A 25,021-nucleotide genomic window follows, 5' to 3' on the forward strand; every position below is an offset into this window, starting at 1 on the left:
ATCCTGATCCGCAGCACGAACACGGAAGTTAAGCTCGTGCGCCGATGGTAGTAAGGGGCTTCCCCTTGCAAGAGCAGGACGTTGCCAGGCAATCAAAGACATTCTCAAATGAGAGTGTCTTTTTTTATACCGAAGGTATAGAAGAAAAGAAACAAACACAAGGTAAGCGAGGATCAGGAGGACCAAGAAGATCGAGGAATCAGAGGTAAGTGATGGTGCTCAATTCATTCCAGCATGTTTCCGAATCTTAGCCGGACCTGTAGATTCCACAGCTTTTCAACTCGCACCCAGACCACTTATGGCAAATAGACTCTTAACCTTTATGTAACTATTTTTAACCAATAAGAAACCAATGCTTTCTTTAAATTGTTTATGATGTCATTAGAAAGAAAAAAACAATAAAAAAGAAAGAGGGATTTGTAATGGAAATGGGGATCTCAGTAAGAAAATCATCATGGGTCATCGCAGTGGTCACAGCACTAGCACTACTATTTTCATCTTTGTTTAGCTTGAATGCGGATGCGGCTGCACAAACAAAAGGGGATAAGGTTGCGGCGTATGCGCAGACGTTGAAAGGGAAGCCATATAAGTGGGGTGGAACGACAACTAAAGGATTCGATGCTTCTGGTTTTACACAATATGTGTATGCAAAAGGTGTAAAAGTCAATTTACCTCGTACGAGTGCTGATCAATTTAAAAAAGGAAAAAGCGTTAATTTGAAAGATTTAAAGCTAGGGGATTTAGTGTTCTACAAAACTGACGGAAAATCTGTTTCATTTGTCGGCATTTATGTAGGGAAGCAACAATTCATCGGGGCTACATCTAATGGAGTTAAAGTACAATCGATGAATCTTACTTATTGGAAGTCTAAATATGTTGGGGCAAAAAGAATCGTAAACTAAGATCACTTTTGTACAGGAGAGTCTATCATGAAATGGGCAAAAATCATGGAGTTCATTCACTTTCTAATCTATATACTTGTAGCCGTGTCTCTTTTCGGGATAATCACTCTCCTGGTTGTCTTAATGTTTATCCATTCCTGATCTTCGTAGTGAAAAGCTATGGGGATTTTTTGTTTTTCATATGAACTTGTTGTTTATTTAAATTAATAAGGTTATAAACCTTGATTTTTCGTTGTACACCTAGTATAATTAATTTTGTTGCACAATAAATGGTCTCTAACATCCAAGAATTCTTTTTTGTGCAAAGTGTTATTTTTATACTTTTTTATCGTCGCGGGGTGGAGCAGTCCGGTAGCTCGTCGGGCTCATAACCCGAAGGTCGCAGGTTCAAATCCTGCCCCCGCAATCTTATTTTATCGGCAAGGAATAGGTCCCGTGGTGTAGCGGTTAACATGCCTGCCTGTCACGCAGGAGATCGCGGGTTCGATTCCCGTCGGGACCGCCATATGTATTTAAAATCAAAACGAAACTTAGTTTCGTTTTTTTTCATATTATCACCTAAAAGGGAGAACTCGTATGGGAAGCTTTGAGTTGAAATCGAATAGTCCCGAAGAGACGTATGCTATTGCAAAGACCTTGGGCAAATTACTCAAAAAAAACGATATTTTGTTGCTAGAAGGAGACTTAGGAGCAGGAAAGACAACTTTTACAAAAGGTCTTGCTTCCGGCTTAGACATTCATAAAAACGTAAATAGCCCGACTTTTACCATTATAAAAGAATATAATGGAAGGCTTCCACTTTATCATATGGATGTATATCGCGTGAAGGATGCTTTTGAAGATTTGGGAATTGATGAATATTTTTATAATGATGGGGTAACAGTGATTGAATGGGCTCATATTATAGAAGAACAACTACCACCCGAACATCTCTCCGTATATATTTATCGTAATGGTGATGATGAACGATTGTTAAAATTTGTACCAGTTGGGGCAAGATATGAAGCCTTATGTAAGGAGTTATTCAATGAAAATTTTAGCGATTGATACTTCTAATGACGTTCTCGGAATCGCACTTTTAAGTGAAGAGAAAATAATTGGGGAATATATCACAAATATGAAAAAAAATCATAGTGTCCGTGTCATGCCAGCTATTGAGAGATTACTTGCAGATTGTGAAACGGGCACGGAAGATTTAAATAAGATTGTTGTAGCACAAGGGCCTGGCTCGTATACTGGTGTACGAATTGGTGTGACGATTGCCAAAACAATGGCCTGGAGCTTAGGAATTCCTTTAGTTGGAGTATCAAGTCTTGCAGTATTAGCGGCAGCTCCCCGCTATTTTTCAGGCTATCTCTGTCCTTTATTTGATGCACGAAGAGGATTAATTTATACGGGATTATATAAGTATGAAAATGGTGCTTTGGTTAATGTCTTGGAAGACAGAAATATCTTAGCGAGTGCATGGGCACAAACAATAAAAACTTACGGAGAACCAATCTTATTTATAGGAAATGATATCCCAATTCATAAAGATACCTTTCAAATAGAATTGGAAGAAAAGGCTATTTTTGCTCAAATCCCAGAACAGAATCCAAGACCGGGTGAGCTAGGATTGTTGGGTATAAATCTTCCAGCCGTAGATATTCATTCTTTTACTCCGAATTATCTGCGCCTAGTCGAGGCTGAAGCGAAATGGCTGGAAAAACAGGAGCGGAAAAATGATTAAAAATGGGCAAGATACTTGTGAAGTTACGTTTCGAATTGCGACGGAAGAAGATATAGAAAGTCTCGTCGACATTGAACAAAAATCTTTTACTGTTCCGTGGCCAAAAGAAGCCTTTTATCAAGATATCATCAGTAATCGATTCGCCGTTTACTTAATCATGGAATGTGATGGGGAAGTATGTGGATATTGCGGTGTATGGCTTGTTATGGATGAGGCACATATTACCAACATAGCTGTATTGCCGAAATATCGTGGGCGTAAGCTTGGTGAAGCATTGTTAAGAAGAATGATATCTTTAGCACAAGAAGCAGGAACAAAAACGATGACGCTTGAAGTTCGAGTTAGTAATATTCCTGCTAGATCCTTGTATAAAAAATTGGGTTTTAAAGAAGGCGGCATCAGAAAGAACTATTACACAGACAACCATGAAGATGCCATTGTTATGTGGGTGAAGATATGAAAAATGATTTATTCGTATTAGGGATTGAAACAAGCTGCGACGAAACAGCAGCATCAATTGTAAAAAATGGGACAGAAATCATTTCCAATGTTGTTGCTTCCCAAATTGAGAGCCACAAACGATTTGGTGGAGTCGTTCCAGAACTTGCATCAAGGCACCATGTTGAGCAAATGACAATTGTAATAGAAGAAGCGTTAAAACAAGCAAATGTTTCCTTTAAGGATATTGATGCCATAGCTGTAACGGAAGGACCAGGTTTAGTCGGAGCTTTACTTGTCGGCGTTAATGCAGCAAAGGCACTTGCCTTTTCACATAAAATACCAATCGTTCCGGTTCATCATATTGCAGGACATATTTATGCGAACCGTCTTATTACAGAATTAACATTTCCATTAATATCGCTTGTCGTTTCCGGTGGCCATACAGAGCTGGTTTATATGGAGAAGCATGGATCCTTCAAAGTGATAGGAGAAACCCTTGATGATGCAGCAGGAGAAGCATACGATAAAGTAGCTCGAACCTTACAGCTTCCGTACCCTGGTGGTCCGCATATAGATAGGCTTGCTCAGGAAGGAAACCCAAATATTGATTTACCTAGGGCTTGGTTAGAGGAAGGTTCATATGATTTTAGCTTTAGCGGTCTGAAATCAGCAGTAATTAACACTCTTCACAATGCCGAACAAAGAGGCGAGACCGTAAGCCCTGAGGATTTAGCGGCGAGTTTTCAAGCAAGTGTGGTCGAAGTCTTAACGGAAAAAACGGTTCGTGCTGCAAAAGAATACAATGTTCGGCAAGTTCTATTAGCCGGTGGAGTTGCAGCGAACAAAGGACTTCGTCATTCTTTAACGGCTGCATTTGAAAAAGAACCTGAAATTGAGCTCGTCATTCCGCCACTTTTTCTATGTACGGATAACGCCGCCATGATTGCAGCGGCTGGCAGCATATTATTTGAAATGGGAAAAAGAGGTACGATGGAAATGAATGCTCATCCAGGTTTAGATATTGAAAAAATTTTTTAAAGCAATAAAATAATTACACAAATTTCATTTCAAATCGGCACTTAAAAATGGCTTGGAATTTTTCCGAGCCATTTTTTATTTTAAAAGAAAGTATAAATAGATTTAAGTTCAAACTTTTGAAATAAGATGGTTGCTGTCCAGCTCCAGCGCCTATCGACTAGCAAACTTCTTGGCCCTCTCCCTATGATAAGTCAACATCGATTCGCCCTATAGGCCTCATCGTGTTTCCTTTATCTCAGTCGATTGCCCTGAAGTTTGTACGTCGATGAGCAAGTCGCTTGCGCTTTTCTTATATCGACACTGAATACACATATACTTCTTTTTCCCATTTATTTATTGTTTTGATTGCTTTCATACCAATTCGTTCAGCAACTCTTGTCGATGGAATATTATTTACATCAGGTAAAGAGACCATCTTTCTTAATTTCAATTGCTCAAATCCATATTTCTTACAGGCTTCTGCTGCTTCTGTAGCATATCCATTTCCCCAAACACGTCTTACGAATAAATAGCCAATCTCCATTTCGATTACTCCATCTACTTCTTGAGGGACAATCCCACATTGCCCCAGAAAATCTCCTGTTGCTTTATCCTCTACTATCCAGAGACCTACACCATAATTTGAATAATTATTTAAGGTCCAGTCTATCCATTCCATAGTTTGTTTTTCATTTTTTGTTGAGGGATAATACCTCATAGCCTCAGGGTCTGAGAATATTACCATCAGATTTCCAACATCATCCTTGGTCATTTTTCTTAAAATTAACCTATCTGTAGTTATGACTGGCGTATTCAATTTCATCCCTCCATCGAAGTGTGCAAGTGAAAATCGTTGTTATATTGTATTCCAATGGCAACTAAGTAAGCACGTAAATAAAAATTAATGTGGATAAGTTGTGGATATTCATTAGGAAGAAACCAGTAATTCCAACTATCCAGCTTTAATTGTGGATAAAAACCTCTTATACTGTGGATAATGTGGAAAAACCTTAAGATACCTTTATTTATAGTGTTATTTCTGTGAATAAGATTGTGGAAAAGAGAACAGCACCCATTACAGGTGCTATTCCTGAAGAAGTTCAGACAGTTCCTCCCACTCTTCTAAAAGCTGGTCCATTTCCACTTTTATTTCTTCAATCTGTTGGTTTATTTCCATTACTTTTTCATGATCTTCAAATATATCGGGACGGCAGAGAAGCTCTTCCAATTCGCTCATATTCTCCTCTAAAATTCCGAGGCGGTCCTCTATTTCTTCGACTCTACGTTTTCTCTGTCTTTCTAGTCTCTTTGTTTCCTTATCTTGCTGGAAGGATGTTTTTGTTGTAGGGCTCTCCGTCCGCATTTTTGACTGCAGTTTTTCCGCGTCTAGCTTAGCTATCTCTAGCATCTCTGCTTTTTTCTCCACGTAGTAATCATAATCTCCAAGATATTCTATCGTACCATCTGGAGAAAGCTCTACGACTTTTGATGCAATTCTATTTATAAAATAACGATCGTGTGAAACAAAAAGAATGGTTCCTGGATAATCAACAAGTGCATTTTCAAGTACTTCCTTACTATCTAGATCCAAATGGTTCGTCGGTTCGTCCAATATGAGAAAATTAGCTTGTTCAAGCATTAAAATCGCGAGTGCAAGCCGAGCTTTTTCTCCGCCGCTTAAGGTAGAAACAGTCTTTTGCACATCATCGCCACTAAATAAGAAGTTACCGAGCATCGTACGGATTTCTTTTTCTTCCTTCATCGGATAATGATCCCAAAGCTCTTGTAAAACGGTTTTATTTGAAGACAACTCGGCTTGTTCCTGATCATAATAGCCAATCGTAACATTAGTGCCGTAATCGATTTGACCGGAGAGCAACGTAATTTTTTTAATAATTGTTTTTAATAATGTGGACTTTCCGACACCGTTAGGTCCAACTAATGCAATACTATCTCCACGATAAATTGAAAAATGAATATTATTTGATAATGGCGCCCCAGCATAGCCGATCGAGGCATCTTTTACTTTCAATACATCATTGCCGCTTTGCTTTTCAATACCAAAAGAAATCGATGCTGATTTATCCCCATTTGTAGGCCGATCCATTAACTGCATTTTTTCAAGCTGCTTTCGTCTGCTTTGTGCTCTTTTAGTAGTAGAGGCACGAGCTAGATTGCGTTGAATAAAGTCTTGCAGTTTGGCTACTTCATCCTGTTGTTTTTCAAATAGTTTCATTTCGCGTTCATAGATTTCTGCCTTCTGTACTAGGTATTTACTGTAGTTACCATGAAATTTCTTTAATTCATGCATCGAAAGCTCATATACTTGTGTTACGATTTTATCGAGAAAATAGCGATCGTGCGAAACAATTAAAATAGCACCAGGGTAACTTACTAGATATTGTTCCAACCAAGAAAGAGTTTCAATATCTAGATGATTGGTAGGTTCGTCCAGAATTAATATATCTGGTTTTGTTAACAATAACTTGGCGAGCGCAAGACGGGTCTTTTGTCCCCCGCTCAATGTCGAGATACGTGTAGAATAGTCTTCTTCATAAAAGCGAAGTCCATGTAAAACCGAACGAATGTCGGATTCATATTGATAGCCTCCAACTTCTTCAAACTTTACTTGGAGCTGATCATACTCTCTTAATAATTTTGCCGTTTGCTCATCATGTGAACTATTTGCTAGCTCAAGCTCAATATGACGAAGATTTTCTTCCATTTTTTTTATATAATCAAATACAGATAGCATTTCATCCCAGATGGATAAGGATGATTCTAGTCCAGTATTTTGCGCTAAATAACCGATTGAAACATCTTTCGGTTTTACAATTTGGCCAGAATCATAGGATAAATGTCCCGCAATCATCTTCAACAATGTTGATTTTCCTGCACCATTTCGTCCAACAAGGGCAATTCTATCTTTCGTTTGTATTTCTAGTTTTATATTCGATAATATTAATTCAGCTCCGAAGTATTTTGTCAGTTGCTGAACTTGTAGCAGCATCATTGTTTTTCACCTCTTGTTTCATAGTCAGTTTACCGTATAATGAATGCTCTCGGCAATATCCCAACCTAAGTCTTGAGAAAAAAGACAGCTTGGTCGAAATAGTGTATGATAATAAAGAGGTGTTGGCAGTGGATAAATTAACTCATTTTAATGAGCAGGGGCGCGCTAAAATGGTTGATGTGAGTGCGAAACCTGAAACGGTTCGGACTGCAATCGCCCAATCAAGTATCGAAGTGAATGAAATTATTTATGAACATATAACGGAAAACAAAATAAAAAAAGGTGATGTTCTTGCTGTGGCACAGGTTGCTGGTATTATGGCGGCAAAAAAAACATGGGAAATCATACCTATGTGCCATCCTATCCCACTAAAAGGAATTGACATTTCATTTGGATGGAGAAAAAGGACAAATAATTGGCAGCTAGATATACAAGCTTCAGTAAAAACAATTGGAAATACTGGTGTCGAAATGGAAGCTTTAACCGCGGTATCAGCTGTAGCATTGACGGTCTATGATATGTGTAAAGCTGTAGACAAGAGCATGATCATAGGACCGACTTTTCTGATTGAAAAAACAGGTGGAACGACCGGAAAAGATTTTAAAAGACAATCTCACGATGAGTGAAGGTGTGGAGGTTTTAGTATGAACGAAGAAACAATGAAAATACCGCATGCAACTGCGAAGAGGCTGCCTCTTTATTATCGATTTATAAAAAATCTACATGCATCAGGAAAACAACGCGTATCATCTGCTCAGTTAAGCGAAGCAGTAAAGGTAGATTCAGCAACGATTCGCCGTGACTTCTCTTATTTTGGTGCTTTAGGGAAAAAAGGATATGGGTATAATGTAAACTATCTCTTATCTTTTTTTAGTAAAACATTAGATCAGGATGAATTGACGAAAGTGGCGCTTATTGGCGTTGGTAACCTTGGAACGGCATTTTTAAATTATAATTTCTTAAAAAATAATAATACGAAAATAGCGATGGCTTTCGAAGTAGATCCAAAAAAGGTAGGAACGATGATAAGCGATGTACCCATTTACGATATGTCTGAGCTTGAACAAAGGTTGAATGAAGAGGAAATATCAGCCGTCATTTTAACCGTTCCAGCCGCTGTAGCACAGCAAATTACAGATCGACTTGAACATACAGGCGTGAAAGGAATATTAAATTTTACACCAGCAAGACTAGCCGTACCATCATCTGTAAGAGTTCATCATATTGACCTTGCTGTAGAACTCCAGTCACTTATTTATTTCTTAAAAAATTATCCGAACGAAGACACGGAAAGTTCACAAGAATAAAAGTTTGGGAATAGCCAAACGGAATTTCATCAATTACAATAAATGAATAAGGAGGTGGGCGCAAAATGGTATTAGGTGCAATTGGACCAGGTAGTGCAATCCTAATCGGTATTGTTGCTGTGCTAATATTTGGCCCCAAAAAGTTGCCTGAACTAGGGAAGGCAGCTGGAAAAACTTTGCGTGAATTTAAAAACGCTACAGCAGGTTTGGCGGACGACGATGATAAGGATAAAGAGAAGGATCAGAAAAAAGACGCCGACCAATGATAGGATGAACGTGTTATGAATCAAAATCATATGACGATTTTAGAACATATAGACGAATTAAGAAAACGGCTGATGATAATAGTCGTTTTCTTCGTATTTGCCGTAATCATTAGCTTTTTTATCGTACAACCGTTAATTAATATTCTTCAAAATGCGGCTGCGGCAAAAGATCTCACGATGAACGCGTTTCGTGTTACGGATCCATTTAAAGTATATATGAATATGGTGTTTATATTGGCACTAATTATGACCTCTCCGGTGATTTTATACCAAATATGGTCTTTCGTCAGTCCAGGTCTCCTTGAAAAAGAACGTAGAGCGACATTAGGATATATACCAGCCTCTGTATTTTTATTTTTAGCGGGATTAACATTTTCTTATTTCATTTTGTTTCCTTTTGTCATGAAGTTCATGCTCGGATTATCAAGTGACATGGGCATTACATCCACAATCGGGATCAACGAGTATTTTCAATTTTTATTTCAAATTACTCTACCATTTGGTTTTTTATTCCAGCTTCCAGTTGTTCTATTATTTTTAACGAGGCTAGGAATCGTCACACCAATGTTCTTAAAGATGATAAGAAAATATGCGTATTTTGTATTATTTGTAATCGCAGCACTTATCACACCACCTGATATTGTCTCGCATTTAATGGTGACCGTACCACTATTGCTGCTCTATGAGCTTAGTGTGTGGATTGCAACGATTGGATATAAAAAAGCCCAGGCTGCTGAAGCTGAACAAAGAGAAGAAACGATATGAAAAAGAGGACTACTCTTTAAAATTAAACCTTGTTGGAACAGAGTAGGTTAATGTCATACATTAAATAAAAATGTAGTACATCACTAATATAGTGGTGTATTTTTTTATTTACTAGGCCTTTAAATTGACATCATTTATCAGCAATCTTGATAATCTTCAAAAGAAATATATGATATTTTCTAAGAAAAAACTTGTCCAAAAGCTGATTCTAGCAGAAGAATATATTACGGAAAGCAATACTATGGTTACGAATTACTTTGGAATAATCTTCCGAAGTAAAAAAGAAGAACAAAAAACAAACGAGTTAGTTGTGGAACCAATACAGAAAATGCACGTCTAATTAAACTAAGGAGGTGTTAAAAATGAAGAAAATCACTCTATTTATTCTTTCCTTAGTTCTTCTGCTAGGGCTGAATGCTTGTTCAAACCGATATGGAAAAGAAAGTAATAATGACCTGAGTGTTGCTAATAATAACGAGCAAGATGATAAGGTTGTAAAAGAAAATGATGTGAGAGAACTAGTTTGGAAGCAGTTGTCTTTAGAACAAAAAGAATGGATTGATGGAACTTGGAAAGATGGAAAGGTTTCTAAAATTACTCTGAATAAAAATATGATGACTCAAGTTGGTGATAAATCATATGAAGGAAAAAAAGTGTATTTGATTGATTTTCCTACTAAAAGTAAATCCATTCCAAATAATATGATTGTTTATGCTGATAAAGATACCCTTGATTACATAGGTAATGGCCTTGTAGATTAAAGTACGCATTTTTTGTTGTAATAAATAAGGTCATTTAGTAAAGAAAAGGATAGAAAGAGCTTATTGCTCATCTATCCTTTTAATTTACCTCTTATTATGTCGGACATTAATAAGAATTTAATATTTTTTAAAAAAGCTTTACATGCTCTTTTTTTACTTCCTTTTTTGACTCTTTATTCTAAAATGCAGTCCAATCAACCTAAAACCCGCACCGAAATCAAAAGTGGCTAATATAAGCAGTACATAGACGAAAAAATTCCAATCATTCATCGTTACTTGTTGGATTGCGAAGAATGTAAAGATGCATCCAAGTACTAAATATATAACTCCTGAAAAAAACGGAGATCTCATCTGAAAAACCCTCCAATCCAACCGTGAACCATTTCATAAATTCCAGCTTGATTATTCATATAATTAAATTGCACGACTGTGACAATCGTATTCATCATCATATGAGAAATAATCGGAACGATAATTCTTTTTGTTTTTACGTATAAAAAAGCGAAAGTGAATCCCATGGCAGAGTATAAAATGATATGCATAGGGTCAAAATGGGCAAGTGCAAATATTAAAGAACTTAATAATGCCGCAACCCAGAAAGGAAAACGATTATAGAAAAAACCAAAAATGACTTTTCGAAAAACGATTTCTTCTAATATCGGTCCTAAAATGGAACTTGCTAGAACGACTAATGGAACTGATTTAATTAAGTTCATAATATTTTCGGTATTTTCCGAACCAGGTTTTATCCCAATGGCCGTTTCAATTAAGACACCGATCATTTGAGCAACAAACGCAATAAAAATCCCGCCAATCGCCCAGATGATGGAACTTTTTATCGGCATTGGCTCTACCTTTTCCACTCTCGTTTGTGGTTCAGCCTTTCTTAATATAAGCAGGACAATGATTAATCCAACCACAAAACTAAATACAACCCATATGCCCGTTGCTAATATATCCATTTTAGATGGATCTATATGGAACAAAAATATCCCAGCGAAACCTACCAAAGGCACACCTATAAATACAGAAAGCTGCATGGCAATATACGTAATCAATATATATAGATATTTCTTATTCATAAACATAAATTCCCTTCATCAATATAAAAAGCGACAACCTTCATTTTACTAATAAAAATCAAACCATTCAAATAGGAAAGCTTTTAAAAATTTTGTAGACCTTTGGAGAAAAAGTTTTTTGAATAATTTAAGCTTGAGACTTGCAAATCAAAAATGAATTTATTATGATAATAACTGTGTTAGCACTCAATGAGTTAGAGTGCTAATAAATATAAAATACATATTCAATTAAGGAGGTTGTTTCACTTGTTAAAACCATTGGGTGATCGCGTAATTATTGAGCTAGTAGAATCGGAAGAAAAAACAGCTAGTGGTATCGTACTTCCGGATTCAGCAAAGGAAAAACCGCAGGAAGGTAAAGTAGTGGCTGTAGGTACTGGCCGTGTTCTTGACAGCGGTGAGCGTGTGGCTCTAGAAGTATCTGAAGGAGATACAATCATCTTCTCAAAATACGCTGGAACAGAAGTGAAATACCAAGGTACTGAATATTTGATTCTACGCGAATCAGACATTTTAGCAGTTGTCGGAAAGTAAGTCTGATTCTATTTTATCATTATAAAACGTATGAGGAGGTCATTTTTCAATGGCAAAAGATATTAAATTCTCAGAAGATGCTCGTCGCGCGTTACTACGCGGTGTAGACCAATTAGCAGATGCCGTTAAAGTTACATTGGGACCAAAAGGACGCAATGTTGTTCTTGAGAAAAAATTCGGTTCTCCACTGATCACAAATGACGGTGTAACAATTGCAAAAGAAATTGAATTTGAAGATGCATTCGAAAATATGGGTGCGAAGCTTGTTTCTGAAGTTGCGAGCAAAACAAATGACGTAGCAGGTGACGGTACAACAACTGCAACAGTTCTTGCACAAGCGATGATTCGTGAAGGCTTGAAAAACGTTACAGCTGGTGCAAATCCTGTTGGCGTTAAAAAAGGTATCGAAAAAGCTGTTGCAACAGCAGTAGAAGAGCTTAAAGCCATTTCTAAGCAAATTGAAGATAAAGAATCCATCGCACAAGTTGCTGCAATTTCTTCAGGTGACGAAGAAGTAGGTCAACTAATCGCTGAAGCAATGGAGCGCGTTGGAAACGACGGAGTTATCACAATCGAAGAATCAAAAGGCTTCACTACTGAGCTTGATGTAGTAGAAGGTATGCAATTCGATCGTGGATATGCTTCTCCATACATGGTAACTGATTCTGATAAAATGGAAGCAGTTCTTGATAATCCATATATTTTAATTACAGATAAAAAAATCACAAATATTCAAGAAATCCTACCTGTCCTTGAGCAAGTCGTTCAACAAGGTAAACCACTTTTGATGATTGCCGAGGATGTTGAAGGTGAAGCATTAGCAACTCTTGTATTGAATAAACTTCGCGGTACATTCAATGCAGTAGCTGTTAAAGCACCTGGATTTGGTGATCGTCGTAAAGCTATGCTTGAAGACATTGCTATTTTAACAGGAGGTCAAGTCATCACTGAAGAGCTTGGTCTTGAGTTAAAAGCTGCTTCCATTGAACAGCTTGGACGCGCAGCGAAAGTTGTTGTTTCCAAAGAAAACACAACAATCGTTGAAGGCGCTGGAGATTCTGCAAACATCGGTGCACGTGTTAACCAAATCCGTGTACAAATGGAAGAAACTACTTCTGAGTTCGACAAAGAAAAATTACAAGAGCGCTTAGCTAAACTTGCTGGCGGCGTAGCTGTCATCAAAGTTGGTGCTGCAACTGAAACAGAATTGAAAGAGCGCAAACTTCGCATCGAAGACGCATTGAACGCAACTCGTGCGGCTGTTGAAGAAGGAATCGTTTCCGGTGGTGGAACAGCACTTGTAAATGTATACAACAAAGTAGCTGCTCTTGAAGCAGAAGGCGACGTTGCAACTGGAATCCGCATCGTACTTCGTTCACTAGAAGAGCCAGTACGCCAAATCGCACACAACGCTGGTCTAGAAGGATCTGTTGTCGTTGAGCGTCTGAAAAAAGAAGAAATCGGCATTGGTTTCAATGCTGCTACTAACGAGTGGGTCAACATGATCGACGCTGGTATCGTAGACCCAACAAAAGTAACTCGTTCAGCTCTACAAAACGCTGCATCTGTAGCTTCTATGCTATTAACAACAGAAGCTGTTGTAGCTGATAAGCCAGAACCAGCTGCACCTGCAATGCCTGACATGGGCGGCATGGGTGGAATGGGCGGCATGATGTAACTTTCCGCATGGAAACGTTGATATGACGCGGTTTTTGCTAATGAAAAAGTGACATTTCCGCAAAAATATCACAGAAATATCACATTATTTTTCATAAAACTTTTTATAGGATTGCTTTTCTCAAGATGTCTCCATAGAGTCCTTCGACTTTATCTGAGGCATCTTTTTTCATTTTATTCGTGACGTGTATATAATTGCCGATGGTTGTTTCTGTATCTTCATGACCAACTCGCTGCATGATCGTCGGGAGGTCTACTCCTGCCTCTGTGAGCATGGAAATATGTGTACGCCTAAAAATATGAGGAGTCGCATGCTTTTTAATTGATGTCTTGTTTGAGATCCTATGCATTCGCAAAAGTACTGTTTTTGTTACAAATGGGTAACCACTAGCACGGCTAAAAACAAAATCCTTGTTATGATAATCTTCAATTACAGTAAGATATTGATCTTAAATTTATCATTATTTAATATAACTGCCTTAAGCATATCCATAATAGGCTTTTCTATCTCGATTTTACTAATAGATCCATCTGTTTTAGGTGGAGTGAGCTCATACTCTTTCATATTATTTCTTTCGCTGTATAAGGTCTTTGTAGCACAAATTTCATTCGTATCAAATAATACATCTGATTTTTGCAATGCACCCGCATTCCCGAAAAGAGGCCAAGGTGTAGAATCATTCCTTATCATATTTAAGACCATGTTCTAATGTAGCCAGTAGAAATTCTTCTAATTCCTCAAGTTCTAAATACTTTTCCTCTATGTTATTTTTCTTGATTTCTTCTATTGTTTTCCGTGTTTGGGGTATTACAATATCAATACAAGGATTATCCTTCACTAATTTATTCCTGATGGCAAATTTAAAAATCATATTAGCGGTTGTATTTATTCCTTGAACTGTCGTTCTTTCATGACCTGTTGATAATTTGTTGATAACTTGCTGATACATATAATGAGTAGCATCTGTAATCGGCACTTTTGCATAGCTGATAATAAAAAATAGCCCTTTCCATGTGTTAGTTTCTCGATGTGCTTTTCCTTTACATTATTATAAATGGCAGGGTGGATGAAGTATCCATCAGCTTCATTTAATATCCTCCATTCTTCTCCACTGGCCAGGTTCAAGAAATTATCGTAATTCAATTCCTCGAACGTTTCTCTCGCGTATTCAAACGTTTCCACAGCTTATACAGATTCATTGACTTTTTTATACTAAGAGTAGCCTGTATTGTGATTTGTACCTCTTTTACAGACTTATCATTATCATCAAATCCCTCTTTCAACGCTTCAAATCCCCAATATGTATATCTGGTGACGACTGTATTTTCACTCCAACTGGAGTCTCCATTTAGAAATAACTCTAACCTAGCATCATTCTATTTTGTTTTTACATGACTATTTTTCTTTACTATTTTTTGGTCGATACGATCATTTTTTTTTATAGAAGAAGGGGAAGTAGATTTGTTGGAATGTAAAATCGAAATGGATGGGTGTAAAGCGAAATTAGTTAAAAAGAAATAGAGCAAGAGGAATGAAAATGTGGTAAAATTTTACTATAATGTAGAAAATAAAAAATATAACTGAATCCATAGCAGGATAGGATATTATTCCTATTAAGGAGTATAACTTTTATTTTGTATTAGATGCTTAGGAAATCCCGTTATCACCCATCTATATAAGGTTGAAAACAGTGAAATAATAAAAAAATAGGAGATGCGAAAAGGTTGAATAAAAGGGGACAGGTCAAATTCATAGATTATCATTTGGTGTTTAGTTTGTTCGGGTTAAATATATTTAAAAACTCGAATGATGGACAGTTGTATTATGAGAGTAAGAAAAAAGGGAGAATGATTCGCTTACTGATATAGGTAGGCGTTTTATTTTGTTAAAAGTTGTAGACAGAATCGAAGAAGGATTGACGCTTTTTTGTTGAAGTTATAAAGCCAAACGGGTAGATAGTTGAAGAAGAGTAGTCACAAAATGTGCATAGTTCTAAGCTCTTTTTTCACCCTGACGAATTATCTGAACTGTAATTTACCATTCAGAGAATGGAAAAGTTATTGGCACTCCCCCTTGTAGACCTTTGTAATAATCTATTGGTAAATCAACCGCAATTGTACCAAAAGCTCCTTGATATTTATCCTAGCTATAATAATTCACTAGAGTTTTGTATGGGTACAATACAGGAAATGACAGACGGCGATGTATATGAAGCCATTGATCAATATAGTAAACAAAATGCTATAGCTTACGTTCATTTTCGTAACGTGAAGGGAAAGGTACCAAACTATCAAGAGGTATTTGTAGATGAGGGAGACATTGATATGATAAAAGCTCTTCGCATCTTTAAAAAAAATAATTTTGATGGGGTATTAATCCCAGACCATACTCCCCAAATGACATGCAATGCCCCTTGGCACGCAGGTATGGCATTTGCACGGGGGTATATGAAAGCGGCATTATCTATTGTAAATAATGAATGATAATGCGTAATTTATGTAATAGTAGCATTGTACAATGAGGGCAATAATGATTTAATTGTAAAAAATCAGAAATTGGAAAAATGTTAAGAGAGCTACACTTTAATAATAACAGAAAAAGCCCTAAGCCCTTTGTGTATAAAGAGTTTTGGGCCTTTTTGAATATATGGTTTTATAAAGCAATTTATTAACGAGAATTAAAACCTGATAAGATCAATGTTTTCATAACCGATGAGCCCGAAAATCTTAGGCTTTAATGGATCATTTTTCATACCAGCTGTCATTTTTATGCTTAATGGAGTATTCATATCAACCGTTCGTTTTCCTACTTATTTTAAAACTTCAAATGTAGTAGGTATTAGTAAGGTAAATCGATATGTATCTAAACCAAGAATCTGGGTTGAAGGAATAGCTATAATACTAATCGGATTTACATCAACAGCGTTACTTATGGTTGCCCAAGTCTGGCTACCAAAATACGGATATAGCGTAGTAGGTATGAGTAGGGTTGAATCAATCCATTTATTAAGTTATTACAATGTAGGTGCATTAGTTTCCGTTTTACTTCTTGCTGTGATTTTAAATAGGTTTATCAGTCCTATTTTGATTTTGGTAATTTATCCGTCATTAGCTACTATTTCTTTATTACTTTTATTATTTGTTCAACAACCAATTATGACAGTAATAAGTTCATTCCTAATAGGCTTTTCGACAGCAGGGTTGTTTCAATTGTGTATAGCAGTGATAGTTGAATTTTTTCCAAGGAAAAAAGGTACAACAACTGCTTATGTAAGCACTGCTTCAAGTTCTGCCTTTATTATTATTCCGATGATTACAGGATTGTTAAACAAAAATATCAATGTGACTGCCGTTTTCTTTCTTGACCTATTCATTGCAATAATAGGTATTCTTTTATCTATAAATGTTTGTTTTAGGTATAAAAAGATATTTAATAAAAAATTAATATATTGGAATCTAAAAAAGGCTTCATAAAAAATAATCAATAGAGACCCTATATTGAGATGAAAAACAAACTTTATAAAGAAGTAAGGAGAAATCTATGCATATTATAGTTGTTGGACTAAACCATGAAACAGCCCCTGTTGAAATACGAGAAAAATTTACCTTTAGTCCTTCCCAACTAGGGGATGCTATGAAGGTACTACTATCTAAAAACGGAATTAATGAAAATGTAATTTTATCAACGTGTAATCGAACTGAAATTTATGCAGTAACTGATGATATTGAAACTGGAAAAGCTCAACTTGAAAGTTTTCTAGCAGAATGGTTCCAAATTGAAAAAGCCGATTTCTATAAATATTTGTTTTTCTATATTCAAGAGTTAGCAATTAAACATTTATTTAAAGTTACATGTGGTTTAAATTCAAAGGTTTTAGGGGAAACGCAAATTTTAGGACAAGTTCGAACGAGCTTTTTACTAGCCCAAAAGGAACTCACAACTGGGACTATATTTAATCATTCGTTTAAAAAAGCAGTTACCCTTGGAAAGAGGGCGCATAGTGAAACAGAAATAGGTTCTAGAGCAGTTTCAGTGAGTTATGCTGCAGTAGAGGTAGCAAAGGAGACTTTTACAACTCTAAAAGATATTTCTATACTCGTTCTTGGAGCAGGAGAAATGTCTGAATTACTAGTAAAAAATTTACTTGGCAGTGGAGCAAATGAAGTTTCTGTTATTAATAGAACTTACGAAAATGCTAGGATACTAGCTCAACGTTATTCAATCGAGGCCCTACCATTTGGTCAACTTCAATCTAAAATGAATGAGTCTGATTTAGTTATTAGTGCCACTTCCTCAGAAAAATTCATAATTACTCAAGACATGGTTCAAAAAATACAAAAGGATAAATCACTTGTTTTTATAGATATATCTGTCCCAAGAAGTATAGACGAAGCAATAACGGATATTGGAAATGTTCGTTTATTTAATATCGATGATCTACACGACATAGTAAATTCTAATCTATTGGAGCGTAAAAAAGCAGCTAAGAAAATACTAACTCTAATTGATGGAGAAATCGCTGAATTTATGAATTGGGTTAATCTATTAGAAGTTGTTCCTCTTATCTCTGCACTTAATCATAAAATATCAAGTGTTAAAAATGAAACATTGGAAAGTATTAATCGAAAGCTACCAGACTTATCAAACCGTGATAAAAAGGTAATAACCAAACATTTAAATAGTATTGCAAACCAATTTTTAAAAGCTCCTTTATCTTATATTAAGGAAATGGCAGTTTTAAATGATGCAGATCAAGAGATAGATATAGTTACAAAAGTCTTCCAACTTGAAGATGATGTTGATAAATTTCGTTACCAAAAAACATTTATTTCAAACTAAAATTTTTTTGCTTTGTAAGCGTGAAAAAATCCATATGATTAAGGGGAAAAGTAATTGCAGTATGATTACATTCAAGGAGATTTCAACTTGGCTAGATGAAGATTTTTTTTATATGGAATTTCCATCATTATGGAATTAGTCGTGGTGTTTTCTAAATAAATATCTCAGTTTAAGGATTCTTTAATTGTAGATAAATGAATTTATTTCCTTTGATAAGCAAAAATATAAAGGAGTGAATTGAAATGGAATTATTAGGTTTACATCATGTATCAATATTAACAGGAAAAGCGGAAAAAAATTATCAATTTTATACAAAAATTTTAGGAATGAGATTGGTAAAGAAAACGGTTAACCAAGATAATACAGAATCCTATCATCTTTTCTATGCTGATGCGGAAGGGACCCCAGGAACTGAAATTACGTTTTTCGACATTCCTCATCTGGAGCAAACACACAGGGGAACTTCGGACATTTCTACTGTATCATTAAGAGTTAGAAATTCGGACTCTTTGTTATTTTGGAAAGAACGTTTTAAACAATTTGGGGTTCAACACGATGATATTCAAAAAAGAGCAAACCGTGAAACATTGGCTTTTAGTGATTTTGAGGGAACTTGCTTAATCCTGGTAGCCGACAACGATGAAAAAGGTGTGAGAGCTGGGATACCATGGGAAAAAAATGACATTCCAATGGAACATGCCATTATTGGTTTAGGACCTGTAACACTCACCGTCCCAATTGCAGAACCAACTATAGGCATTTTAACCGAAATAATGGGTTTTCGATTTGCCGGTTCTTATAATTCACATGTAGGACACCGTGCAGAAATATTGATTTATACAACTGGTGAGGGCGGCAGCGGTGCGGAAGTTCATATTGAAACGAGGCCAGATTTGGCAAGAGCGCGCTTAGGTCGTGGAGGTGTTCACCATGTTGCTTTCCGTGTTCCGAATGAGGATGAATACGATCAATGGGTAGCGCGTTTGAATGAATACAGGTTACCGAATTCAGGGAAAGTGGAACGATATTACTTCAAGGCTTTATATTTCAGGGAACCCAATGGTATATTATTTGAATTATCAACGGATACACCAGGATTTGCGGCAGATGAACCTATAGAAACAATGGGGGGGAAATTATCACTTCCACCGTTTTTGGAACCGAAACGAAAAGAGATCGAAGAAAAATTACGACCATTAAACTTAAATTAAATCTGGCTTTCTTGGAGGGATATAAATGAACAATTTAAAAGGAATACACCACGTAACAGCTATTACAAGTAGTGCAGAAAAGAACTATGAATTTTTCACATATGTTTTAGGAATGCGTTTAGTTAAAAAAAGTCAATCAAGACGATATTCAAACTATTATTGACCAAGCCAGTTAAAGTTTACGCATAATTAAGCTAATGGGTGCCTTAGTTGAACAATAAGACATATCTAGAATAAAGCAAAAAGATTAGGAAGAATCCTAAAGTATAGCCTTTGTAAATGACATTTTAAAAAAAATCTATCAAGTTTTAGGAAGATGATCTCTGTATTGAACAGGGGTAATCTTTACATATAGGAAAGAAAGTTTACAAACACAGCAGAAAGTTTCAGTCACGTCTTGTAGTAAAAGAAGTGGATGATGCGGACAACTTGCCAACAGGTGGATAATTGCTCATTCAAAGTTGCGGTGGCTTTTATAATCATGAATCCTAAAAAGGTTCTATATAAAAAATGATTTCTCCTATGCACCACAATGTCATAAGCTTTTTCCCTTGACGTATGATTTAGAGAATGGCTAAATTACATTAAACACATGGAGTTACTTTGTATTAACTAAAGTCTTGAGGGAGAGAGATACATGACAGAAAAAGATCAGACAATAAGCTGTGCAATTCCCAATGAATCTAGCAATCATTCATCCAAAAAACCGGCTGAAATAAAAGCGGACGGTTCTTTCAACCGGCAAACGAATCGGTTTACAACCCCTTTTGGTAATAATCCTGATGAGCTACCTGTTGCGGCTGGACGCTTTCGCTTGCTTTGGTCAGATGCATGTCCTTGGGCACACCGCTCTGTTATTGTTCGTAAAATTCTTGGATTGGAATATGCAATTAGCTTAGGGAAAGTAAGTCCGATGAGACCAAGAATAGAGCGTGTTGATTGGGAATTTTCCTTAGATGAACATGGAGTGGATCCTGTTCTTGGTGTTCAGTATGTTAGTGAAGTTTATAAGAATGCAGATCCTGATTATACAGGGAGACCAACGGTGCCAGTGATGGTGGATCTTGAAACGAAAAAAGCAGTAAACAATGATTATTTTAAACTAACTAACTACTTTGAAACAGTCTGGGCTCCTTTCCATAAGGAAAATGCTCCAGATTTATATCCTAGTGATTTGCGCGCAGAGATTGACGCATTGAATGAGGTTATTTTTCATGATGTAAACAACGGCGTGTACAAATGTGGATTTGCCCGTTCGCAGGAGGCCTATGAACAAGCCTATGATACATTGTTTGCTAGATTAGATGAATTAGAGGAACGCCTATCAAAGAGTCGTTTCTTATTTGGGGATTTTATTACCGATTCGGATGTGCGTTTATATACGACATTGGTTCGCTTTGATGCTGCTTACTATTCCGCATTTCGAACAAACCGAAATCTAATCCGTGAGTTTACGAACTTATGGGAATATGCGCGTGATTTGTACCAGACTGTTGGGTTTGGTGAGACTACTGATTTTGATGCGATAAAGCGACATTATCACCTATCGATTACGATTGATCCTGGAAAAGGAGAAGTGAATATTCTTCCAAAAGGACCAGACACATCATTATGGCATACGGAACATAACCGTGAAGAACTAAACAATAAAAAAGAAAAGTTTTTGCTAAAAGGGTAGGGGAAATCAAACATGAAAATTCGTGATGCAAAACTAGATGAATTAGATTTTATTCGCGAGCAACGAGTGGCTGCTTATGTGGAGCATTCAGCGGCAATTCCAGCTGCGCATTGGCAAGCGCTGAAGCAGGCTATTTCTTCAGAAGCTGATCGCCAGGATGGTGTTGAACTGATTGTGTGTGAACTGGATGAAAAAATAGTCGGGAGTGCCGTCTTGTTTCCTGCTAAAACCGATGCATATGAGGGTAAAGTAGAAGAGTTAGATTATCCAGAAATCCGAATGCTTGCCGTTACTCCTGAAAATCGTGGCAAAGGTATAGCTTCCGCCTTAATTGCTGAATGCATAAGAAGATCTAAAGCCAAAAATCACAAATTTATTGGACTACATACTGGAGAGTTTATGAAACAGGCGATCCAGCTTTACACAAAACACGGCTTTGAGCACTTGCCACAATATGATTTTGTGCCGGCAGATGATGGGATTGTAGTTAAAGCCTTTCGATTGGGGATATAATGCAGTGACAATCACATAAACGGTTCCACCTAGATCACCGGTAACAATAAAAGAAAACGAGTTGAATTAAACCTAAAACATTGGTAAATCAATGCTTTTAGGTTTTTTGTTTGTAGAAAAACGATTAAAAAGGTATGATTTGAAATCATTTTCTACATTTTTCACACAAGTAAATATCTTGGTGTTGAGTGTAGTAGAAAATTACTGTACGGCAGAATTACTGCGAAATAGATAAATTCTATTTCAGATGTCATAAAGAATGTCCAAACAAGTATAACAAAAGGTGAACTTTGAAGGTTTGCTTTTATTATTAAAGATATACCAAGCTTTCATATTAAAATTCCTAGGCTTATCTGGAAAAAGCATTTGACAATTGGAACCATTTTAAAAATGGATGGCATTTTCACTTTTTTCTCATACGCCTAGCCAGATTTTCTTTTTATTGTATTTGAAACATTATTTCATGAGTTGTTTAAACGTCGTGAAGTAACCAATAGATAACCCAAGAAACGTGGAATGGTTAAGAGAGACGAACTTTAGGTAGTTTAACAGCATTTCTTATTCAACTAACGGGCAATTTAGTTCAACAAGGAATAAGAAAATTAAATGGTATTTAAACGCTTATAAGAGTTTGCTACGGTTACTCATGAAAACTTACTCAAAGTTGAAGCGATTGAGCTTATCGAGTCGTTGCTTGTAACAGTCCACTTGATTTGTTGCATAACATTCCTAGGCTGCCAAACTTTAAGTTGCTCTGTTATTATTTACTCATTAGGATAACTATAGATAAAATGCCACTTCAAATTCGAAAGGTGTAGATTTATATTAGAACCCCCAAATTTTTTAATAGAATTAGGCAACGTATTAAAACTTTTAAATTCCTATTAGCCTTCGATGAATTAAATGAAGCAAATAGAATAATTAAATTTCTGGGAATTACCTTTATAATTCTAGCTTTCTTTTACCTTCTAGGAATGGTTAAGTTATCAATAGTGATAATAACGAGCATTTCATTATCAGGTATTTTCTTTATCATAGGAGATATATTCGAACACTGCTGCAAGGTTCAACATCAAAAAAAAGCAATTGATATTAAAATTAGAAATAATAGGATAGGAAATTTAAAGCTATTTAAAGTTGTTTTCCAATTTCTGGCAATAACCTCATTAATTATTGCTCCCTACCTAACCCTAGCCCTATCGGATAACACGCTTAACAAGGTTAGCAACACATTCTCAATGTTAGCAATCGGTTTAACTGTCTTTAAAATTGGTTTAGATAATTCAATGAAAAAATCCGAATTTGAAAACACGGTAGCCGATGAACTATTTAAATTAGCTGAAAGCACTGTACAGTCACAAGAAAAAAAGAATGAATGAATCATCCCTTTTTCTTGTTCTTTTTATACCTAAAAATAATAGTTTTGTTCTATGCAAGACTTTGTAATAACATTTAGACAAACAAGAGAATGATTATTCAGTTGTTTAACTAACTGGCAGGATAGTTGAAGAAGAAGTTGTTTATTAACTTCACAATTGACACATATTACGCAGTAAAAATCTGAGAATCAATAAAAAAGGCACTCTACTGAGTGATATGCTCCCAATAAGGTAGACAGATGAAATAATAAAAAATCTGTTTACTAAATTGGGGGCTTTTTCTTTGGCAAAAAGTATTTATAGTGCACAAGAAAAGTATGAGTTAATTATGGCGTTTGAGGACAGACAAACCTCTGTAAAAGATTTTTGTCGGGAACACAATATATCTAAACTAACCTTAAATAAATGGGTCTACCTATATCAAACATATGGAATGGATGGGCTCCAAGGTTCAACTGGATGGAAACGGTACACCAAGGAGCTAAAGACAGCTGCCGTTCTTGATTATCTTTCCGGATCCTATTCATTGATTGATGTTATTCGGAAATATGAAATATCAAGTCACTCAGTGTTGGAAAAGTGGATAAAGAATTATAATGGTCATAGAGAATTTAAAGACACGCAAAGGATGAGCAGCTCTATGATCAAAGGTCGGTCCACTACACTTGAAGAACGTTTGGAAATTGTAATGTATTGTCTTCAAAACGGAAAAAATTATCACCAAGCATCAGAGCTTTTCAAAGTCTCTTATCAACAGGTGTATCAATGGGTAAAAAAGTACGAGAAAGACGGAGAAGACGGTCTTAAAGATAAGCGTGGCCAGCATAAGGCGGAACCAGAGTTAACTCCCGAAGAGAAGATTCAGCGTGAAATGAAACGCTTGGAACGGGAAAATGAGCGTCTTCGGGCAGAAAATGCATTCTTAAAAAAGTTGGAGGACATCGAAAGGAGGCGGCTAAAGAGGCGGCATTAAGCCAGGTTCGCTTAACTGATAAATATGTGGCTATTCAGGAATTACATGAGAATGAGAATTTCTCAATTTCGCTATTATGCAAGATTGCTAGAATTGCACGTTCTGCATACTATAAGTGGCTTCAACGCACCCCTTCCGAGAATGAGAAGTGGAATGAAGAAATTTTAGCGGAGATAAAACGCCTAAATGAGAAGGTGGACGGCATATACGGATATCGCCGCATAACGCTTAACCTAAATCGTATCTTATCCAAGACAATTAACCATAAGCGTGTGTATCGGCTGATGAGGACGGCTGGAATCCAGTCGGTTATTCGACGCAAACGCAAGAATTATAAACCAAGCACACCGCAACATGTGGCAGAGAATATATTGAACAGGGATTTCCACACGGAGAAACCAAATGAAAAATGGCTGACTGATATAACCGAAATGAAGTATGGAGCCTCCAAGAAAGCTTATTTGAGTGCGATTTTAGATTTGTACGATGGATCGATTGTAAGCTATGTATTAGGCACATCCAACAATAATCCGTTGGTGTTTAAAACCCTGGATATAGCATTGGAAGCCAATCCAGGAGCTAGCCCCCTCTTCCACAGTGATCGAGGATTTCAATACACGTCCCCTGCATTCAAAAGGAAAATTGGGAGAGCAGAAATGACGCAAAGTATGTCGCGAGTGGGAAGGTGCATCGATAATGGGCCAATGGAGGGATTTTGGGGAACATTGAAATGTGAAAAGTATTATCTAAACAAGTACGATACATTTGAAGAGTTGAAAAAAGACATTGATGAATACATACAATTTTATAATCAACAACGATTACAAAAAAGACTAGACGGCCTTAGCCCCTTAGAATACAGGTCTAAAGCCGCCTAGTGTCGTTTTTTTATTTCCACTGTCTACTTGACAGGGGGCAGTTCAGAGTGCCGAG

The 25,021-nt window shown here is 36.4% G+C and carries 27 protein-coding genes, 2 tRNA genes and 2 pseudogenes; 24 read left to right on the forward strand and 7 right to left on the reverse strand.

Features of this window, described 5'->3' with window-relative positions; all coding sequences use genetic code 11:
- Positions 1-422: 422 nt before the first annotated feature.
- From KHA97_RS21650 to tsaD, 7 genes are all read left to right on the forward strand, one after another.
- Positions 423-902 carry a C40 family peptidase gene (locus KHA97_RS21650; RefSeq protein WP_325167526.1) on the forward strand — a complete coding sequence of 160 codons (480 nt, stop codon included), beginning with the start codon at positions 423-425 and terminating at the stop codon, positions 900-902.
- A gap of 332 nt (positions 903-1,234) precedes the next feature.
- Positions 1,235-1,308: transfer RNA gene (locus KHA97_RS21655), tRNA-Met, on the forward strand.
- Positions 1,309-1,331: 23 nt separating this feature from the next.
- Positions 1,332-1,407, forward strand: a tRNA-Asp gene (locus KHA97_RS21660).
- A gap of 71 nt (positions 1,408-1,478) precedes the next feature.
- The gene (gene tsaE / locus KHA97_RS21665) at positions 1,479-1,949 is read left to right on the forward strand and encodes a tRNA (adenosine(37)-N6)-threonylcarbamoyltransferase complex ATPase subunit type 1 TsaE (protein WP_213126895.1); all 471 of its coding nucleotides are present in this window, start codon (positions 1,479-1,481) and stop codon (positions 1,947-1,949) included.
- Entirely contained in the window at positions 1,930-2,631 is a 702-nt protein-coding gene (tsaB, locus tag KHA97_RS21670) for a tRNA (adenosine(37)-N6)-threonylcarbamoyltransferase complex dimerization subunit type 1 TsaB (protein ID WP_213126896.1), read from the forward strand. The genes tsaE and tsaB overlap by 20 nt, the downstream gene beginning before the upstream one ends.
- Complete coding sequence (gene rimI / locus KHA97_RS21675) at positions 2,624-3,091, forward strand: ribosomal protein S18-alanine N-acetyltransferase (RefSeq protein ID WP_213126897.1); 468 nt, start codon at positions 2,624-2,626, stop codon at positions 3,089-3,091. The genes tsaB and rimI overlap by 8 nt, the downstream gene beginning before the upstream one ends.
- The gene (gene tsaD / locus KHA97_RS21680) at positions 3,088-4,110 is read left to right on the forward strand and encodes a tRNA (adenosine(37)-N6)-threonylcarbamoyltransferase complex transferase subunit TsaD (RefSeq protein WP_213126898.1); all 1,023 of its coding nucleotides are present in this window, start codon (positions 3,088-3,090) and stop codon (positions 4,108-4,110) included. Before rimI ends, tsaD begins: the two co-directional genes overlap by 4 nt.
- A 289-nt stretch (positions 4,111-4,399) precedes the next feature.
- Here tsaD and KHA97_RS21685 read toward each other — a convergent pair whose 3' ends face one another.
- Together KHA97_RS21685 and KHA97_RS21690 are read right to left on the reverse strand one after the other, a co-directional pair.
- On the reverse strand, positions 4,400-4,912 hold the full coding sequence (locus tag KHA97_RS21685; protein ID WP_407658059.1) for a GNAT family N-acetyltransferase: 513 nt from the start codon (positions 4,910-4,912) through the stop codon (positions 4,400-4,402).
- A gap of 261 nt (positions 4,913-5,173) precedes the next feature.
- Positions 5,174-7,102 (reverse strand): ABC-F family ATP-binding cassette domain-containing protein, encoded by a 1,929-nt coding sequence (locus KHA97_RS21690; RefSeq protein ID WP_213126900.1) that lies wholly within the window; start codon positions 7,100-7,102, stop codon positions 5,174-5,176.
- A 128-nt stretch (positions 7,103-7,230) separates the two neighbouring features.
- Between KHA97_RS21690 and moaC the strand changes: the two genes are divergently transcribed.
- The 6 genes from moaC (at position 7,231) to KHA97_RS21720 (ending at position 10,201) form a co-directional block, all read left to right on the forward strand.
- Positions 7,231-7,728, forward strand: coding sequence for a cyclic pyranopterin monophosphate synthase MoaC (gene moaC, locus KHA97_RS21695; protein ID WP_213126901.1), 498 nt, complete (start codon positions 7,231-7,233; stop codon positions 7,726-7,728).
- Between the two features lie 18 nt (positions 7,729-7,746).
- Positions 7,747-8,409: a redox-sensing transcriptional repressor Rex gene (locus KHA97_RS21700; protein ID WP_213126902.1), complete on the forward strand. Its 663-nt coding sequence runs from the start codon at positions 7,747-7,749 to the stop codon at positions 8,407-8,409.
- A 65-nt stretch (positions 8,410-8,474) separates the two neighbouring features.
- On the forward strand, positions 8,475-8,675 hold the full coding sequence (locus tag KHA97_RS21705; protein ID WP_213126903.1) for a twin-arginine translocase TatA/TatE family subunit: 201 nt from the start codon (positions 8,475-8,477) through the stop codon (positions 8,673-8,675).
- A gap of 15 nt (positions 8,676-8,690) precedes the next feature.
- On the forward strand, positions 8,691-9,440 hold the full coding sequence (gene tatC / locus KHA97_RS21710) for a twin-arginine translocase subunit TatC (RefSeq protein WP_213126904.1): 750 nt from the start codon (positions 8,691-8,693) through the stop codon (positions 9,438-9,440).
- A 124-nt stretch (positions 9,441-9,564) separates the two neighbouring features.
- Entirely contained in the window at positions 9,565-9,780 is a 216-nt protein-coding gene (locus KHA97_RS21715) for a hypothetical protein (RefSeq protein ID WP_213127066.1), read from the forward strand.
- Positions 9,781-9,802: 22 nt separating this feature from the next.
- Positions 9,803-10,201 (forward strand): hypothetical protein, encoded by a 399-nt coding sequence (locus tag KHA97_RS21720; protein WP_213126905.1) that lies wholly within the window; start codon positions 9,803-9,805, stop codon positions 10,199-10,201.
- Positions 10,202-10,354: 153 nt separating this feature from the next.
- Here KHA97_RS21720 and KHA97_RS21725 read toward each other — a convergent pair whose 3' ends face one another.
- Positions 10,355-10,552 (reverse strand): YdiK family protein, encoded by a 198-nt coding sequence (locus KHA97_RS21725; protein ID WP_213126906.1) that lies wholly within the window; start codon positions 10,550-10,552, stop codon positions 10,355-10,357.
- Positions 10,549-11,283, reverse strand: coding sequence for a CPBP family intramembrane glutamic endopeptidase (locus tag KHA97_RS21730; protein ID WP_213126907.1), 735 nt, complete (start codon positions 11,281-11,283; stop codon positions 10,549-10,551). The genes KHA97_RS21725 and KHA97_RS21730 overlap by 4 nt, the downstream gene beginning before the upstream one ends.
- 246 nt (positions 11,284-11,529) lie before the next feature.
- On the opposite strand from KHA97_RS21730, the gene groES reads away from it, so the two are divergent.
- A complete protein-coding gene (groES, locus tag KHA97_RS21735) occupies positions 11,530-11,817 on the forward strand; it encodes a co-chaperone GroES (RefSeq protein WP_213126908.1) in 288 nt (95 codons plus the stop codon).
- A gap of 49 nt (positions 11,818-11,866) precedes the next feature.
- A complete protein-coding gene (gene groL / locus KHA97_RS21740) occupies positions 11,867-13,495 on the forward strand; it encodes a chaperonin GroEL (RefSeq protein WP_213126909.1) in 1,629 nt (542 codons plus the stop codon).
- 103 nt (positions 13,496-13,598) lie between these two features.
- On the opposite strand, the gene KHA97_RS21745 is transcribed toward groL, so the two are convergent.
- The 3 genes from KHA97_RS21745 to KHA97_RS21755 are packed head-to-tail and all read right to left on the reverse strand — an operon-like array spanning position 13,599 to position 14,471.
- Positions 13,599-13,925, reverse strand: a complete 327-nt coding sequence (locus KHA97_RS21745; RefSeq protein WP_213127052.1) for a tyrosine-type recombinase/integrase — start codon at positions 13,923-13,925, stop codon at positions 13,599-13,601.
- Positions 13,925-14,185 (reverse strand): hypothetical protein, encoded by a 261-nt coding sequence (locus KHA97_RS21750; protein WP_213126910.1) that lies wholly within the window; start codon positions 14,183-14,185, stop codon positions 13,925-13,927. Before KHA97_RS21750 ends, KHA97_RS21745 begins: the two co-directional genes overlap by 1 nt.
- On the reverse strand, positions 14,172-14,471 hold the full coding sequence (locus KHA97_RS21755; protein ID WP_213126911.1) for a hypothetical protein: 300 nt from the start codon (positions 14,469-14,471) through the stop codon (positions 14,172-14,174). The genes KHA97_RS21750 and KHA97_RS21755 overlap by 14 nt, the downstream gene beginning before the upstream one ends.
- A gap of 1,072 nt (positions 14,472-15,543) precedes the next feature.
- Between KHA97_RS21755 and KHA97_RS21760 the strand changes: the two genes are divergently transcribed.
- From KHA97_RS21760 to KHA97_RS24690, 9 genes and pseudogenes are all read left to right on the forward strand, one after another.
- Positions 15,544-15,978, forward strand: a complete 435-nt coding sequence (locus KHA97_RS21760; protein ID WP_213126912.1) for a mannonate dehydratase — start codon at positions 15,544-15,546, stop codon at positions 15,976-15,978.
- Positions 15,979-16,263: 285 nt separating this feature from the next.
- Positions 16,264-16,968: an MFS transporter gene (locus tag KHA97_RS21765; RefSeq protein WP_213126913.1), complete on the forward strand. Its 705-nt coding sequence runs from the start codon at positions 16,264-16,266 to the stop codon at positions 16,966-16,968.
- 67 nt (positions 16,969-17,035) lie between these two features.
- Positions 17,036-18,334 (forward strand): glutamyl-tRNA reductase, encoded by a 1,299-nt coding sequence (hemA, locus tag KHA97_RS21770; protein WP_213126914.1) that lies wholly within the window; start codon positions 17,036-17,038, stop codon positions 18,332-18,334.
- Positions 18,335-18,576: 242 nt separating this feature from the next.
- Complete coding sequence (locus KHA97_RS21775) at positions 18,577-19,545, forward strand: ring-cleaving dioxygenase (RefSeq protein ID WP_213126915.1); 969 nt, start codon at positions 18,577-18,579, stop codon at positions 19,543-19,545.
- Positions 19,546-19,570: 25 nt separating this feature from the next.
- A pseudogene (locus KHA97_RS21780) lies at positions 19,571-19,700 on the forward strand (VOC family protein); the annotation flags it as partial.
- Positions 19,701-20,182: 482 nt separating this feature from the next.
- On the forward strand, positions 20,183-21,223 hold the full coding sequence (locus KHA97_RS21785; protein ID WP_213126916.1) for a glutathione S-transferase family protein: 1,041 nt from the start codon (positions 20,183-20,185) through the stop codon (positions 21,221-21,223).
- Between the two features lie 12 nt (positions 21,224-21,235).
- Entirely contained in the window at positions 21,236-21,736 is a 501-nt protein-coding gene (locus KHA97_RS21790; protein ID WP_213126917.1) for a GNAT family N-acetyltransferase, read from the forward strand.
- Between the two features lie 992 nt (positions 21,737-22,728).
- Positions 22,729-23,115: a hypothetical protein gene (locus tag KHA97_RS21795; RefSeq protein WP_213126918.1), complete on the forward strand. Its 387-nt coding sequence runs from the start codon at positions 22,729-22,731 to the stop codon at positions 23,113-23,115.
- A gap of 283 nt (positions 23,116-23,398) precedes the next feature.
- Positions 23,399-24,966, forward strand: a pseudogene (locus tag KHA97_RS24690) (IS3 family transposase).
- The last annotated feature ends 55 nt before the right edge of the window (positions 24,967-25,021 follow it).

The organism is Lederbergia citri (assembly GCF_018343625.1).
GTDB lineage: Bacteria > Bacillota > Bacilli > Bacillales > Bacillaceae_C > Lederbergia > Lederbergia citri.